The sequence below is a fragment of the Eubacterium callanderi genome (genome assembly GCF_900142645.1).
In the GTDB taxonomy this organism is placed as follows: Bacteria; Bacillota; Clostridia; order Eubacteriales; family Eubacteriaceae; genus Eubacterium; species Eubacterium callanderi.
Window position 1 is genome coordinate 38,199 of record NZ_FRBP01000015.1, and the last position, 14,767, is coordinate 52,965.

Consider the following 14,767-nt stretch of genomic DNA (forward strand, 5'->3'; position numbering starts at 1 on the left):
AATTCAGGAAAGCAGGTGAGCTTTTGAAAATTATATTCAGGTATATTTTAAACAATATCCGTGAGCGGAAGCTGCGGACAGCAGTTATGCTGCTGTCCATTGTGCTCTCAGCAGTGCTGCTCTTTGTCTCGTTGTGCATTGGCGATTCCTACGAGGCCGCTCAGCGCAAAATGGCAAAGGGGATGGCCGGGAGCGCGGCTGTGGCTGTAGCAGCCCGGACAGGTGAGGGTGGCAGCCCGGTAAAGATAAGGGAGGAAGCGGTTCCCGATTTACCGGCGATCGGCAGGACTGTGGGGATACTTGAGACCAAAGGACTTTACAGCGAGGAGGGCTACTATGAGAATTTTGATCTGCTGGCCGCAGATCTGGAGGATTTGTCTGCCATCAATGAGCCGCGTCTGCTAAGTGGCGAAAAGCTCAGTCCACTTAAGGAAGATGAAATTGTTTTGCCGGAAAAATTCACCTCAAAATATCCGATGAAGGCTGGCGATACCTTAAGCCTTGAGATTGGCGGGGAAAAAAGAACATTTCACGTCGCGGCTGTTGCGGCCTATGACACGGTGTTTTTAAGAAATACACGGGGCTTTAATGCCCTCGTCTCTGAGGAATTTCTGAGAGAGCTGGACGGAGTGGCAGCAGGTTACAGCCGGATACTGGTGGCCCCTGCAGAGGGTGTGTCAGCAGAACAGCTAACGGATTCGCTCTCTGCGGCTCTGCCCGGTGCACAGTACACAGTTGAAAAAACCTATGATGAAGCCCAGGTACAGGCCGACGCCCGGCAAAAATCCATGCCGTTTTTCCTGATCAGCTTTTTTTCCCTGGTTATGAGCGTGTTTATTATTTTCAGCAGTTACCAGGTGATTACCCTGGAGCGGCTTCCAGTCATTGGAACTTTCAGGAGTATCGGCGCCACCAGGCGGGCAGTCACAGGGATATTGCTGATGGAAAGCCTGGTCTATGGCATTTTGAGTATTGTCATTGCGATTCCAGTGGGAGCGGCGGTATTGGGAGTGCTGCTCCAGGGCCTGGGGGATTCCCTTTCCCAAGGGATCACCATACCCATGGTGGTGCCGCCGCTCAATGTGCTGTTGTCCTCTGCTGTGGCAGTGCTGGTGTCCCTGTTCAGCGCATACATCCCTGTACGCCGCGCCAGCAGGCTGCCGGTCAAGGAGGTCGTGCTCGGAAACGTGGAACAGAAGCGGGTCTCAACAAGGGCACGTCTGGCGGCGGGTACGATGCTGCTGGTGATTTCCATCGCCGCGCCGCAGATGCTGCTCCTTGGGGATAAAGCGATGTTTCTGGCCGGTGGACTCTCGCTGCTGGGCATTCTTGCCGCAGCGATTTTGATGATCCCGCCAGTGGCGGACGGGGCCGCCTGGGTTATGGAGAGGATATATGGCTGCTGCTTTGGAAATGAGGGAATGCTGGCAGCCCGAAACCTTCGGAATAACCGCAATGTCCATCAGAATATTACCCTGCTGTTCATCAGCCTTTCGGCCGTCATCGCTATCAGTGTGGTGGGGAGCTTTGTAAACCAGTATATCGGCGATGTGTTTAACGGTGCAGCGCTTGACGGCTTTGCCGACGCGCGGATGACACCAGAGTTTGTTAAAGAGGTACAGGAGATTGACGGCGTCCGGGAGGTTATGCCCATGTATGTTATGAATGGAGCGGTCGAAAGCAGCGGTGTTCTCTTTGACCGCCTGGAGGCTGTGGAGGATCTGGAGCAGTATAATACCATGCTTGCTGTCAAATATCCTGACGCGGCGGCGGAGAATTCCGCTTTGTCTGAATTTGGACTGGCCAGAGTGGTTCTTTTAAATAGAGAAACCATGAAGCAGCGCGGCCTCGGGATTGGCGATACCATTGAGCTGTCGATGAATGGACAGGCCTTTGATTACAGGGTGATTGGCAGCATGGAGTCCCGGGCGGACGACGCTCAGGCAGTGATTCCGGCGGCCTGCGCCGTGGTGGATTTCGGCCAGTCAGAATATGGCTTTCTGGCTTACACCGCCGACGATCCCGAAGCGGCGATGATCCGTATCCGCAGCCTTTTCGGCGAAAAGGAAAACTGGAGCCGGACGGTTGAGGAGTTTAACCAGGACGCTATGAGTGTGGTCAGCGCTTTTCTCTCACCTATGCACAAGCTGACCTATTTTATTTTGTTTCTTGCAGGCACAGGGGTGATCAATAATCTGCTCATCAATTATCTGCAGAGGCGGCGCACCATTGCCATGTATAAATCTGTGGGGATGAGTAATGGACAGAATGTTAAAATGACGCTTCTGGAAGGTTTTTCCTCAGGCATTATCGGAGCGGTTATCGGAGTGCTGGTGTCATGGCTGTTGATCCAAACCATCTTTCTGGTGGCGGGGCCACAGATTGCCATGACGCCAACTCTGGATATAAAGGTATTCCTGGCGGCCGGACTGGCGGGAGTCCTCATCAATTTGGCCGGGGCAGTGGTTCCGGTGATTAAAGGGTCAAAGATGGAACTGGTTAAAGAAATTAAATGTGAGTAAAGGAGAAAAAATGAAGCATATGATGAAAACAGCAGTGGAAGCCCGCAATATCATTAAGGATTACCAAATGGGTGAAGTGACGGCTTCGGTTCTGAAAAATATTTCCCTGGAAATATATCGGGGCGAATTTGTATCCATCATGGGCCCGTCAGGCTCTGGAAAAAGCACGCTGCTCTATATTTTGGGAGGGCTTGATGAGCCCACAGACGGCAGTGTTATCCTGCAGGGGCAGGATATCTCACAGTGGGATGACAAGCGGAAAAGCCTGATGCGCCGCAGAGATATTGGTTTTGTCTTTCAGTTTTATAACCTGATACCCAATCTGACGGTTGAGGAAAATATTCTGCTGCCTGTGCTTTTGGACGGTAAGAGCCGCCGGGCCTTACAGCCCCGGCTTGACGAGCTCCTGGAAATCGTGGGGCTTACGGACCGCAGAAAGCACACACCGCGTGAGCTTTCCGGCGGTCAGCAGCAGCGTGTCGCCATTGCCCGTGCGCTGGTCAACGACCCGGAAATTCTGTTCGCCGATGAGCCTACCGGCAACCTTGACAGCAAGACCGGCTGGGAGATCATGACGCTTTTGCAGCGCATCAACCGAGAAAGGGGCGTGACGATCCTTATGGTCACGCACTCTGCCGATTCGGCAGAGTGCGGCAGCCGGACAGTGGTGGTAAGGGACGGGCGAATTGTGTGAAATGATGTGAAACCAAAATTCAGGGTATATACCTTCTAAAAAAGGAGCGGTACCATGAACGATACACATCATACAATGGAGCATAACCACATCATGGAGGGAATGGGCGAAATGGATCACTCGTCTGTGCAAATGGGCGGCATGGATCACCACGCCATGATGGTTCAGGATTTCAAGAGACGGTTCTGGGTGTCTCTGACTGTGATGATTCCCATTATGATTCTTTCACCTATGATACAGATGTTTTTAGGCGTTGACTGGCGTTTTCCAGGGGATTCTTATGTCCTGCTGGTCCTGTCAACGTTTTTGTTTTTTTACGGCGGCTGGCCTTTTCTCAAGGGTGCCAAGGATGAACTGAAACGAAGATCTCCAGCCATGATGACTTTGATTGCCCTGGCGATCATTGTCGCCTATGTCTACAGTGCGGCAACGGTATTTGGTGTGCAGGGCTCAGACTTTTTCTGGGAGCTGGCGAGCCTGATTGTCATTATGCTGCTCGGCCACTGGATTGAGATGCGCTCAGTGATGGGTGCGTCTAAGGCTTTGGAGGAGCTTGCCAGGCTCATGCCTGAAAACGCCCATATGATTATGGATAACGGCGAGACCATGGATATGCCGGTCAGCAGCCTGAAAACCGGACAGACAGTCCTTGTGAAGCCCGGGGAAAAAATCCCTATTGACGGTGTTGTGTATGAAGGAGGCTCAGAGGTCAATGAGGCCATGATCACAGGAGAAGCTGTACCCGTTGAAAAAGGGAAGGGTGATGAGGTGATCGGCGGCTCTGTCAACGGCGACGGGATTTTAAAATTTAAGGTGAGCCATGTCGGGGATGAAACCTTTTTATCCCAGGTGATCCGTTTGGTTCGGGATGCCCAGGCCTCCAAATCCAATACCCAGCGGCTGGCGGACAGGGCGGCCAAATGGCTCTTCTATATCGCGCTGGTCACTGGCATTATTACCTTTGTTTCATGGATGGCCATTGAGGGAAACCTGAATTTTGCTGTTACCCGGGCAGTGACGGTCATTATCATCTGCTGTCCGCACGCCCTTGGTCTTGCCATGCCGCTGGTAACCTCAGTATCGACCAGCCTCGCGGCAAAAAACGGACTGCTGATCCGCAACCGTGCCGCCTTTGAAAATGCCCGAAATCTGGATACGGTGGTGTTCGACAAAACCGGTACACTGACAGAAGGCAGTTTTGGCGTAACTGATATACAGGCCGACTGTGTTTCACAGGATGAGCTTCTGGCCATTGCCGCCTCGGTAGAGGCAAATTCGGAGCACCCCATTGCCAGAGGAATTGTGGAAGCAGGAAAGGGCAGGAAGCTGGCGGCGCTCAGGGTCACAGATTATCAGAACCTGACTGGCGAAGGGCTGCGGGCTAGCGTGGATGGACGGCCTGTCAAGATTGTCAGCCCAGGCTATCTGAAGCGTGAGGGTATTGCGTTTGATGAGAAAACCTACAGCCATCTTGCCAAAGAAGGAAAAACCGTTGTGTTTATTCTTCGCGGCAGCAAGCTGCTGGGCTTTATCGCTTTATCCGACGTGGTGCGCCCCACAGCGAAGGAAGCAGTGGATGAGCTGAAGCAGATGGGTGTGACTTCCATTATGCTTACTGGAGACAACCAGCGGGCAGCAGACTACGCGGCTCGGCAGCTGGACATCAGTAAAGTGTTTGCGGAGGTGCTTCCGGGGGATAAGGCGTCGAAGATTGATGCGCTTCACCGCGACGGGCGCAGGGTTGCCATGACTGGTGACGGGGTCAATGACGCGCCTTCTCTGGCGAAGGCAGATCTCGGTATTGCCATCGGTGCCGGAACCAGCGTGGCCATTGAAACCGCTGATGTTATTCTGGTCAAGAGTAATCCTCTGGATGTGGTCAGCATTCTGAGGCTTTCGCGTGCGACTTTTAAGAAAATGGTGCAGAATCTGATCTGGGCCACAGCCTATAATGTGGTCGCTCTGCCGCTGGCCGCGGGTGTGCTCTATTACCAGGGCGTGGTCATCAGCCCGGCGGCAGGGGCAGTGCTGATGTCGCTGAGCACCATCATTGTTGCCATTAACGCGCGTCTGCTGAAATTGCCGGAAAAATAAGTCAAAAACTTAACAATAGACAAAGAACAGGGTTCATACTATAATGGAAATAAGATGTCCTCGTAAAGGCACAGCGCCAGGCGGCGGACAAATTTTCTGACGAAGGGAGCAATACAAATGAAACTGAAAGATGGAGATAAAGTTGGCATTGTGGCCTGTTCTAACGCGCAGCCCGCAGCTAACCGGACCCATGTGGAAAAACTACTTGAAACCCTGAGACAGGCAGGCCTGGACCCCGTCTGCAGTCCTTATATTTTTGAAAAATCACGTTTTTTCAGTGGAACGGCTCAGGAAAAGGCCAGAGCGCTGATGGATTTTTACAGTGACAATGGGATTAAAGCGATTTTTGATCTCTCGGGCGGAGATCTGGCCAATGAGGTACTGGAATATCTGGACTACCAGGTGCTTAAGGATAATGCCAAGCCCTTCTTTGGCTACAGCGATGTGACGGCTGTGATCAACGCCATCTATAAGGAGACCGGCCATCCCGGTTATCTCTACCAGATCAGAAACCTGATCTATGACTTCCGGATCGAACAGCTCAGCCGCTTTAAGGACTCCCTTTTCCAGGACGGGCGGGCCCTGTTCGACTTTGACTATGCGTTTCTGCAGGGCAGCCGTATGGAGGGCGTGGTGGTCGGCGGCAATATCCGCTGCTTCCTGAAGCTTGCAGGAACGCCCTATCTGCCGGATTTTTCAGAAAAACTGCTTTTCCTGGAGAGCTACAGCGGCGGCGCAGACCGGATGGTTTCACTGCTCAATCAGTATCGCCAGATGGGCGTTTTTGACAAGATAAACGGAATTATTTTAGGAAGTTTCACAAAGATGGAGGAGGCAGAAGAAAAACCTGAGATCGGAGACCTTGTGAAAGAGGTTGTCCGAAACGAGGCGATGCCCATTGTCAAAACCAGAGAAATTGGTCATGGGCCAGATTCCAGAGCCATTGTGATCGGTATGCCGCTGACGCTTGAAGCAAATTAAAGATTTTCGCAAATGCGGTCAAGAATCTCCTGAGAAACAGGGCTATACTGGTAAAACGGAGGTGAGCTGATGAAACGGGAAGAAAAAGTAATGGCAGTCCAGAGAATGCAGGATTACATCAAAAATCATATGACAGAGGCCATCACACTGAAAGCGCTGGCGGACTGTGCGGGCTATTCACCCTTCCACTGCTCCAGGATTTTTAAAGAGCTGACGGGTAAATCCCCCTTCGACTACATCCGGGCCCTGCGTCTGAGCCAGGCAGCCCTTAAGCTGCGGGACGAAGAAAAGGTGAAGGTGGTGGATGTGGCTCTGGATTTTGTCTTTGACAGCCATGAAGGGTTTACCCGGGCCTTTTCAAAGGCCTTTGGCATTACACCCCGCCGCTACAGCAAGAATCCTCCGCCGATCAAGCTGTTTATGCCAGATCCGGTGAAGGACTGGTATCTCACCATGAAGGAGGGAGAAGAACGCATGAAAATTTATGAAAAACAGATCGACACAGTTTTTGTCCAGGTTATTGAAAGGCCTGCCCGTAAGCTGATGGTTAAGTGGGCAAAATCGGCCGGAGAGTACTTTGCCTATTGCGAGGAGGTTGGCTGCGATATCTGGGGCGTGCTGTGCAGTGTCAAGGAGGCCTTGTACGAGCCGGTGGGACTGTGGATGCCTGAATGCTTCCGCCCCGCGGATACCGGGCGTTATGCACAGGGGGTGGAGCTTCCTGTGGATTATGACGGGCCGGTGGCTGAGGGCTTTGACTTGATAGAGCTGCCCCCCTGTAAAATGATGGTCTTTCAGGGAGAGCCTTTTGAGGATGAAAAGTTTTATCAGGCGGTCAAGGATATTGAGGCAGTAATCGACAGTTATGAGCCTGAGCTCTACGGCTTCGAGTGGGCAGATAATGATGGTCCGCGTTTTCAGCTGGAGCCCCAGGGATACCGTGGATATATTGAGGCCCGTCCGGTAAGGGCGATGGATAATTGAGAAGATGATCAGATTAAGCGGCGTTGGCCGCTTTTTTTATTGGGAAAGGCTGTGGATATGTGGAGGGTTTTCAGCACTTTTGTGGATAAGTCTGCTTTTCGCAAGCGCGGTCAAGCCTTTTCATTGCCTGTAATGTATAATTTCCTGGCAGAGATAAAAAGGAGGTGCAGGAATGGAAAAGGTTTTACAGGTGCAGAACCTGAGTAAAAGCTACGGCAGTGTGGCGGCAGTAAGCGGCCTGAGCCTGAGCGTAGCCCGGGGAGAGGTCTTTGGACTCCTCGGCCCAAACGGCGCGGGGAAGAGCACCAGTATTGAGTGTATGCTGGGCGTGAAGAAAGCAAGCGCCGGAACTGTGGAAATTTTGGGAATAAACCCGTCTGAGGGGAGAAAAACACTTTTTGAACGGGTTGGCGTTCAGTTTCAGGAGACAGGCTATCAGGATAAAATTCGGGTGGAAGAGGTCTGCCGGATGACAGCCGCTCTTTACAGAAAACCCGCAGACTGGCAGAGACTGCTCGCGGTATTTGACATACAGGGGCTTGAAAAGCAGGAGGTAAGCCAGCTGTCCGGCGGAGAGCGCCAGCGTCTCTCCGTACTGCTGGCCCTGATCCCCAACCCTGAGCTGGTATTTCTGGATGAACTGACAACCGGGCTGGACACCCGGGCACGCCGGGAGGTCTGGCAGTATCTGAAGGAATTGAAAAAGGGCGGTCTGACCATTGTGCTGACCTCTCATTTTATGGATGAAGTGGAGGTTTTGTGTGACCGGGCATTAATTCTGAAAAAGGGAGAGCCCCAGATCTGCGGAACCATCGAAGAGATAACAGAGGGAAGCCCCTGCAGCTGCTTTGAGGAGGCTTATCTCTGGTATACGGGAGGTGACGATGATGCGTGCGTTTAAAAGTTTATTCTGGATTGAGTTCAAGCTTTCCGTCAGGGCTATGAACCTGGTGCTTTTCGGCCTTTTTTCGCCGGCTGTTGTGGCTGTGATTATCGGTGTCATCTACGGAGCAAAGCCCGCATTTGACGGAGCAGGTTATTCGTTTATGGCTCAATCCTTCGGGGCACTCTCCGGCATTGGTATCTGCGCCACAGGTCTGATGGGGCTGCCTCTGGCTTTGGCAGATTACCGGCATCGAAAAATACTTAAGCGCTTTGAGGTAACGCCCGTCAGTCCGGGAATGCTGCTCTTTGTGCAGGTGGCTGTCAATTTTGTTTACGCCCTCGCGGCCATGGCAATGGTCTATGGAATTTGCCGGATGTTTGGCGGCGGATGGGAGGGAGGCTCCTTCCTTTATTTTGGTTTGTCCTTTCTGCTCGTCACAGTCTCCATCTACAGCCTGGGAATGCTGGTGGCAAGCGTGGCTGGAAATATCAAGACAGCTAACCTTCTGTGCACGGTTCTTTATTTTCCGATGCTGATTTTTTCCGGCGCAACGCTGCCCTATGAGGTTATGCCCCCGGCTCTGCAGCATGTGGCGGACATCATGCCTCTGACCCAGGGGGTGAAGCTCATGAAAAACGCCGCGCTGGGGCTGCCCATCGAAAACGCCGCGGTGCCGGTTGCGGTGATGGTTATCCTGGCAGTCATCTGCGTTGTTGTATCCATCCGTTTTTTCAGATGGGAATAAAATTCCTTAAGGTTTATTGACAAACTAACGATCGTTCGCGTATAATAAAAAACGAACGATCGTTAGTTTTTTATTGAGGAGAAGGATTATGAACACCAAGGAAAGGATTGCCTGCGAAGCGCTGACACTGTTCAGCTCAAAGGGCTACAGCGCCGTCTCGGTCCGGGACATTGCCAGGGCCGCCGGCATCAAGGAAAGCTCCATCTACAATCATTATAAGGGGAAGCAGGCCATTTTTGACGCGCTTGTGGAGACCTATGATACCCGGTCAGATGCTTTTTTCAGCCAGTTTGCTTCGCCGAAGCATCTTGAGGGAAACATCATTGAGAACATGGCCTACATAAAAACTATTGACAGTCTGGTCGAGATGGTGCTGGCATCAGTAGAGCGTTATCTCTCGGATGATTACTTTTTTAAATTTTTCAGGATGCTGTCCATTGAGCGTTTTAACAATGAGAAGGTTCAGGCCATTTACCAGAAAATGTTTATTGACGGCGCCCTCGACTATCAGGCGCAGCTCTTTGGCTGGATGATCGACAACGGTTATTTTGTCAGGTCAGATCCCAAAATGGCCGCGCTGCAGTTCTACAGCCCCATTTACATGCTTTTCAACCAGTTTGAGCCTGGGGTTACAGATATGAAAGCAGTGCTTCAGATACTGGAGAGGCATGTCCGGCAGTTTGCAGCACTCTATGATGTGCGGGTGAAGCGTCATGAAGCAGAATAGTGAGCTTACCCGGTATATGAACCGTGCCATTGAGAATCTGGCCGCCAGTGTTGTGAGAGGAACCCTTAAAAATCCGAGGGAGACAGCTTTTATTTTAAAGCTTCGGGACAGGCTTGTGCGGGCCATGAAGAAACGCGAAACTGCTGAAAAACAGGGGCGCCATATTCCGCCGTTTTTGATCTCCAGCATTGCCACAGAGTGTAATCTTCACTGTAAGGGCTGTTATGCCCGGGCAAACGGTATCTGCAGCGCCGGCGAAGAAAAAGCGCTGACCGCTGAGGAATGGCAGAAAATATTTGAGGAAGCCGCCGGGATCGGTGTTTCTTTTAATCTGCTGGCAGGAGGGGAGCCGCTTATGCGGCGGGATGTACTGGAGGCGGCTGCCTGTGTAAAGGAGATGGTCTTTCCTGTTTTTACCAATGGCCTGTTGATTGATGAAAAAACAGCGGATTTTTTTGAAAAGAACCGGCATCTGATACCAGTTATCAGTATTGAGGGCGGCAAGGCACAGACCGATGACCGCCGCGGTGAGGGAACATACAGGGCGGTTCAGGAGGTTATGGAGCGTCTTAGAGAAAGAGGCCTCCTCTTTGGCGTGTCCATCACGGTCACCACTGAAAATTTCCATACAGTTACTGGTGACGCTTTTATTAAAAAGCTCGACAGCCATGGCTGCAGGCTCGCTTTCTTTGTGGAATATGTACCAGTGGAGGAGAGCAGCGAGCTGTTGGCTCCTTCGGAAGCTGAGCGGGTCATTTTAGAGCGGCGGCAGGCAGCGCTGAGGGAAGCCTTCCCGGAGATGATCTTTCTGTCGTTTCCTGGTGATGAAAAGCATATGGGCGGCTGTCTGGCAGCCGGACGGGGATTTTTTCATATCAACGCTTATGGCGCGGCAGAGGCCTGCCCATTTTCGCCCTATTCGGACAGAAGCCTGAGAGAGCACACACTGCTGGAGGTGCTGGACTCACCGTTTTTTGCCCGTCTGCAGCAGGAATCGCTGGTGGGCGGCGAGCACGACGGCGGGTGCGCGCTTTTCCAGAAGCGGGCGCAGGTGCAGGCTCTTTTAAAGTGAGCTTAAAAGAAAGCAGCGGTTTCATGGAGCTTCGCTGTTTTCTTTATTTTTTGTCATGTTAAGAAAGCGCTGAATGCTTGTCAATTCTTGATAATATGCGTATAATAAATCATAATAAGTATAAAATTTTCAGAAAAGACAGTGCCGTTAAAAAGGAGGGGAGCAGTATGACACAAAATACCATTGAATCCATTCTTAATAACCTGAGTGGAACAGCGATCTATGTGATTCGTCAGGATGATCATCGAATATTATATTTTAATGACCGGGTAAAGGAAGTCACACCAGACGCCAGAATTGGATCAGTCTGCCATGAGCTGTGGGCTGGTACCTGCGCAAACTGTCCGCTCCCGGGTCTTGAAGACAAGGATCAGAACAGCACCATCAATTACAATGACCCCTTTGGCGAGGTGGTGGACATCTCTGCTTCAAAAATGATGTGGGAGGATAAAATACCGGCTGTATTGATCTCTGTAACACCGCATATTTTAACTGAAACAGAACGAAGGGCAGAGGAGAGAAGAGATTATCTTGCAGCGGCGGCGCTCAAGGTTTATGGACTGATTATTTCTGTGGATTTATGCCGGAATACCTATGAGATCATCGGCTGTGATGAGAGCAACTGGTTTCCCGAGGGCGAGTACGGATGTTATGATGATCTGCTGGAGCAGGGAATCCGATCTACCCACCCTTCCTACAGCAGCGCTTTGAGAGAAACCTTTGGCCGTCAAAATGTCCTTAAAGCTTTTGAAAATGGAAAACGGGAACTGCAGCTTGATTTCAGGCAGAAGGACGAGGACGGTACATACCACTGGATGAATACATTGCTGCTTCGTGTCGGCAGTGCTGCAGAAAAAGGGAAGGCGATTTTGATGCTTTCCCAGATAGACAGCCGGAAACGCCTGGAGCAGGAATGGGAAGCTTTTAACGCCGGCGTCACCACGCTTTTTGGGGAGTGTATGCTTCTCAATCTGGAGGACGGCACCTACACAACCGCTAAGTTTGACAATTCTTTTCCAGAGTTTCCGGTGCAGGGCGATTTTGATTCCCAGAATATTGAGTATTGCAATGCTCTGATACATCCCGATGACCGTGAAATGTTCCGGAAGGCTTTTTCGCTCGAAAGTATTAGAGAAAGTGTAGCGGCCGGGGAAACGGTGATTGTCCGGGAATTGCGGAGACTGGCGCCGGACGGGGTTTACCGCTGGACTGAAATGATTGGTATTTTGGTAATAAGCGCGGCTGTGGGAGAAAGAACTGTGGTGCTGACCTTCCGGGATGTAGATGATATCCGAAAGGAGGAGGAACGGAAACGCGCCGCTCTTCTGGATGCGTTAAATCTGGCGGAGCAGGCAAACAATGCAAAATCGGATTTTCTGTCCAGAATGTCCCATGATATCCGGACACCAATGAACGCTATTATCGGTATGGCGTCCATTGCGGAGGCCAATATTCGCGACACTGTAAAAACAGAAGACTGTATTCATAAAATTCAGGCTTCGGCCCATTTCCTGCTGGCTCTGATCAATGATATCCTGGATATGTCGAAGATTGAAAGCGGAAAAATGAGCATCATCCGTGAGCCCTTTGACCTGTGCGCCCTTCTGCGGGAGCTGGAAGTCATTATTGACGCACAGGCCAGAGAAAAAGGGCAGCAGTTCAGTGTGCTCATGCCCGCGCATATGGAGGCAGAGTACTATGGCGACAGCCTGCGCCTTAATCAGATTTTGATGAATCTGCTCAGCAACGCAGTAAAGTATACGCCTGACGGTGGTAAGATTACCCTCCGGGTTAATGAAGACCGCAAAAAGGGCAAGAAGAGCGTGATGCGGTTTGAGGTAGAGGATAATGGTATCGGTATGTCCGAAGCGTTTCTGAAGCACATATATGAGCCCTTCAGGCAGGATGAAAGAAAAGAGGAAAAAAGGCAGGAGGGAACAGGTCTGGGGCTTTCCATTACCCGGAACCTTGTGCACCTGATGGGCGGGAGTATTTCCATCTCCAGTGAACTGGGTAAAGGAACCTGCTTTACAGTTGAGCTGCCCTTTGTCCAGGAAGAAGGGAACTGGCCAGAGGCTTCCTCCGAAAACAAGAAGACTGCGGATCCGGAAAAAACAAAAGGCGGGTTTGAAGGCAAACGGCTTTTGATTGTAGAGGATAATCCGCTGAATCTGGAAATTGCTGAAATCCTTTTTGGCATGGAGGGCTTTGATATTGAGACTGAGGAGGATGGAGAGAGCGCGGTCTGCCGTTTTTCAAATTCTCCTGAGGGCTATTATGATATGATCCTGATGGATGTGCGGATGCCGGTGATGGACGGCCTGGAGGCTACCAAAGCGATCCGGAAGCTTGAACGGCCGGATGCTGCCACAATCCCAATTTTAGCTATGACAGCCAATGCCTTTACGGAAGACGTTAAGGCGACCCGGGAAGCAGGAATGAACAGTCATCTGGCAAAGCCTCTGGAAATGGAAGTCGTGCTAAGGGAAATACGAAAATTCATATAAGTTTTTAAAAAACCGCTGCTTTTCAGGCAGCGGTTTTTTTGCTTAAACATTAATTTAATAATTCTTAAGAAATTGAGTAGGTCTTTCTTTATTTTTTGAGCGTACAATAAAGCTATAAAACAAGGGAGGCCAAGACAATGATCCAGACACTAAAAAGAACCTTTAAATATTGGACAGCTTCGGAAGAAACGGATGAAAGCGGCTTTGCGCGGGGACTGTGTTTTTACAAGCTGTTTTGGATTTTTCTGCTGGGCTGTGTTCTGGGGGTGGTGGTGGAAACCCTCTGGTGTTACTGGACACGCTCCTGTATCGAGAGCCGCAGCGGCGTTCTGTATGGGCCTTTCAACCCTGTATATGGCTTTGGGGCTGTGGCGCTGACACTTGGACTTCAGCGGATTTCTAAAAAAGGGCCCCTATGGATATTTTTGGGCAGTATGCTGCTGGGCGGCAGTGTTGAATATCTCTGCAGCCTGGTGCAGGAGGTGAGCTTTGGCACATTGTCATGGGAATACAGCGGTACTTTTATGAACCTTAACGGGAGAACAAATCTTATGTTCGCCTTTTTCTGGGGGGCCCTTGGGCTTCTGTGGATACAGGTTTTTTATCCCCTGCTGTCAAGAGGGGTTGAACGAATCCCCAAAAAGACAGGTATCCGCCTGACCTGGATACTGGTAATCTTTATGATCGTTAACATGGCGGTTTCCGGCCTGGCTGTGGCGAGATGGTCCGAAAGGACAAGAGGAGTCCCTGCGTCAAATACCGCAGCAGTTCTGATTGATCAGAAATATCCTGATGGGCTCATGAAGCGGGTTTATCCCAATATGACTTTTCCGGCAGGTTTTCAGGAGGATGCCTCCGCAGAAAACACACTATCCAGATAGCCGCAATAAGTATCAGAAAGCCCTTCCAGTAAATTCATGCGGTATACCGGAGCGGCCCTGTTAAAGCGGTTTCGGATTTCATCGGAAAAACGCAGCATCTCGGGAGTTGCTGCGTCGATTTTATTTTGGACGATGCCTTCCGCCAGAGGAAGGGATTCTTCAAGGAGCGGCTCCAGTACGGAGAGAAACATTTCAGTCCGCAGAGGATCGAGAATAGAAATGTGGTGGATGGAATCTCCTGTATAGCCGGCCTGACACAGCGGTTTATAAAGGGCTTTTGGGCTGGCGGTGCCAGAGGGCTCCATGAGGATGGCTTTAAGGCTGTAATGTTCACTTAAATCCAGAACCATTTCCTTAAGGTTTTGGGCCAGTGTACAGCAGATGCAGCCGCCAAAGAGCTCCTTGACCGTATAGCCTTTTTTCTTCATATACAGGTTATCAACGCCGGTTTCTCCAGCCTCGTTGATGATCATGGCAATTTTGTACCCTTTTTCAGTCAGATAACGGGCCGTAAGGTTGAGCAGGGTCGTTTTCCCTGAGCCCAGAAAGCCTGAAAAAAGGAAAAGCTTCGGTAAAGTATTCATGATATTCTCCTTTTCTTTGTGTTTAGAATAGCATATTTTGAAAATGAATAAAAGCTTTAAGTAAAATCAGCTAAAAGAGTGCAAAAAAGC

At 50.8% G+C, this 14,767-nt stretch carries 12 protein-coding genes; 11 read left to right on the forward strand and 1 reads right to left on the reverse strand.

Annotation, left to right across the window (positions count from 1 at the left end; genetic code table 11):
• Positions 1-23 precede the first annotated feature (23 nt).
• The 11 genes from BUC22_RS18220 (at position 24) to BUC22_RS18270 (ending at position 14,093) form a co-directional block, all read left to right on the forward strand.
• On the forward strand, positions 24-2,522 hold the full coding sequence (locus BUC22_RS18220) for an FtsX-like permease family protein (protein ID WP_013382721.1): 2,499 nt from the start codon (positions 24-26) through the stop codon (positions 2,520-2,522).
• 10 nt (positions 2,523-2,532) lie between these two features.
• Positions 2,533-3,216: an ABC transporter ATP-binding protein gene (locus tag BUC22_RS18225; protein ID WP_013382720.1), complete on the forward strand. Its 684-nt coding sequence runs from the start codon at positions 2,533-2,535 to the stop codon at positions 3,214-3,216.
• 54 nt (positions 3,217-3,270) lie between these two features.
• On the forward strand, positions 3,271-5,310 hold the full coding sequence (locus BUC22_RS18230; protein ID WP_013382719.1) for a copper-translocating P-type ATPase: 2,040 nt from the start codon (positions 3,271-3,273) through the stop codon (positions 5,308-5,310).
• Between the two features lie 117 nt (positions 5,311-5,427).
• Positions 5,428-6,291, forward strand: coding sequence for a S66 family peptidase (locus BUC22_RS18235; RefSeq protein ID WP_073383354.1), 864 nt, complete (start codon positions 5,428-5,430; stop codon positions 6,289-6,291).
• A gap of 69 nt (positions 6,292-6,360) precedes the next feature.
• Positions 6,361-7,275, forward strand: a complete 915-nt coding sequence (locus BUC22_RS18240; RefSeq protein WP_013382717.1) for a helix-turn-helix transcriptional regulator — start codon at positions 6,361-6,363, stop codon at positions 7,273-7,275.
• Positions 7,276-7,447: 172 nt separating this feature from the next.
• The gene (locus tag BUC22_RS18245; RefSeq protein ID WP_013382716.1) at positions 7,448-8,176 is read left to right on the forward strand and encodes an ABC transporter ATP-binding protein; all 729 of its coding nucleotides are present in this window, start codon (positions 7,448-7,450) and stop codon (positions 8,174-8,176) included.
• Positions 8,163-8,906, forward strand: a complete 744-nt coding sequence (locus tag BUC22_RS18250; protein ID WP_041690498.1) for an ABC transporter permease — start codon at positions 8,163-8,165, stop codon at positions 8,904-8,906. Before BUC22_RS18245 ends, BUC22_RS18250 begins: the two co-directional genes overlap by 14 nt.
• 88 nt (positions 8,907-8,994) lie before the next feature.
• Positions 8,995-9,633, forward strand: coding sequence for a TetR/AcrR family transcriptional regulator (locus BUC22_RS18255; RefSeq protein WP_013382714.1), 639 nt, complete (start codon positions 8,995-8,997; stop codon positions 9,631-9,633).
• Positions 9,620-10,705, forward strand: coding sequence for a radical SAM/SPASM domain-containing protein (locus tag BUC22_RS18260; protein ID WP_013382713.1), 1,086 nt, complete (start codon positions 9,620-9,622; stop codon positions 10,703-10,705). Before BUC22_RS18255 ends, BUC22_RS18260 begins: the two co-directional genes overlap by 14 nt.
• Before the next feature lie 167 nt (positions 10,706-10,872).
• A complete protein-coding gene (locus BUC22_RS18265; protein WP_050814087.1) occupies positions 10,873-13,212 on the forward strand; it encodes a hybrid sensor histidine kinase/response regulator in 2,340 nt (779 codons plus the stop codon).
• Between the two features lie 137 nt (positions 13,213-13,349).
• Positions 13,350-14,093, forward strand: coding sequence for a putative ABC transporter permease (locus tag BUC22_RS18270; protein ID WP_013382710.1), 744 nt, complete (start codon positions 13,350-13,352; stop codon positions 14,091-14,093).
• On the opposite strand, the gene BUC22_RS18275 is transcribed toward BUC22_RS18270, so the two are convergent.
• Complete coding sequence (locus BUC22_RS18275) at positions 14,054-14,677, reverse strand: GTP-binding protein (protein ID WP_013382709.1); 624 nt, start codon at positions 14,675-14,677, stop codon at positions 14,054-14,056. The genes BUC22_RS18270 and BUC22_RS18275 overlap by 40 nt on opposite strands.
• Positions 14,678-14,767 lie beyond the last annotated feature (90 nt).

Coding starts and splice junctions, on each gene's coding strand:
- BUC22_RS18235 (WP_073383354.1), top strand. CDS start 5,428: ATGAAACTGAAAGATGGAGATAAAGTTGGCATTGTGGCCTGTTCTAAC.
- BUC22_RS18275 (WP_013382709.1), bottom strand. CDS start 14,677: ATGAATACTTTACCGAAGCTTTTCCTTTTTTCAGGCTTTCTGGGCTCA.
- BUC22_RS18250 (WP_041690498.1), top strand. CDS start 8,163: ATGCGTGCGTTTAAAAGTTTATTCTGGATTGAGTTCAAGCTTTCCGTC.
- BUC22_RS18230 (WP_013382719.1), top strand. CDS start 3,271: ATGAACGATACACATCATACAATGGAGCATAACCACATCATGGAGGGA.
- BUC22_RS18240 (WP_013382717.1), top strand. CDS start 6,361: ATGAAACGGGAAGAAAAAGTAATGGCAGTCCAGAGAATGCAGGATTAC.
- BUC22_RS18260 (WP_013382713.1), top strand. CDS start 9,620: ATGAAGCAGAATAGTGAGCTTACCCGGTATATGAACCGTGCCATTGAG.
- BUC22_RS18265 (WP_050814087.1), top strand. CDS start 10,873: ATGACACAAAATACCATTGAATCCATTCTTAATAACCTGAGTGGAACA.
- BUC22_RS18270 (WP_013382710.1), top strand. CDS start 13,350: ATGATCCAGACACTAAAAAGAACCTTTAAATATTGGACAGCTTCGGAA.
- BUC22_RS18245 (WP_013382716.1), top strand. CDS start 7,448: ATGGAAAAGGTTTTACAGGTGCAGAACCTGAGTAAAAGCTACGGCAGT.
- BUC22_RS18255 (WP_013382714.1), top strand. CDS start 8,995: ATGAACACCAAGGAAAGGATTGCCTGCGAAGCGCTGACACTGTTCAGC.
- BUC22_RS18225 (WP_013382720.1), top strand. CDS start 2,533: ATGAAGCATATGATGAAAACAGCAGTGGAAGCCCGCAATATCATTAAG.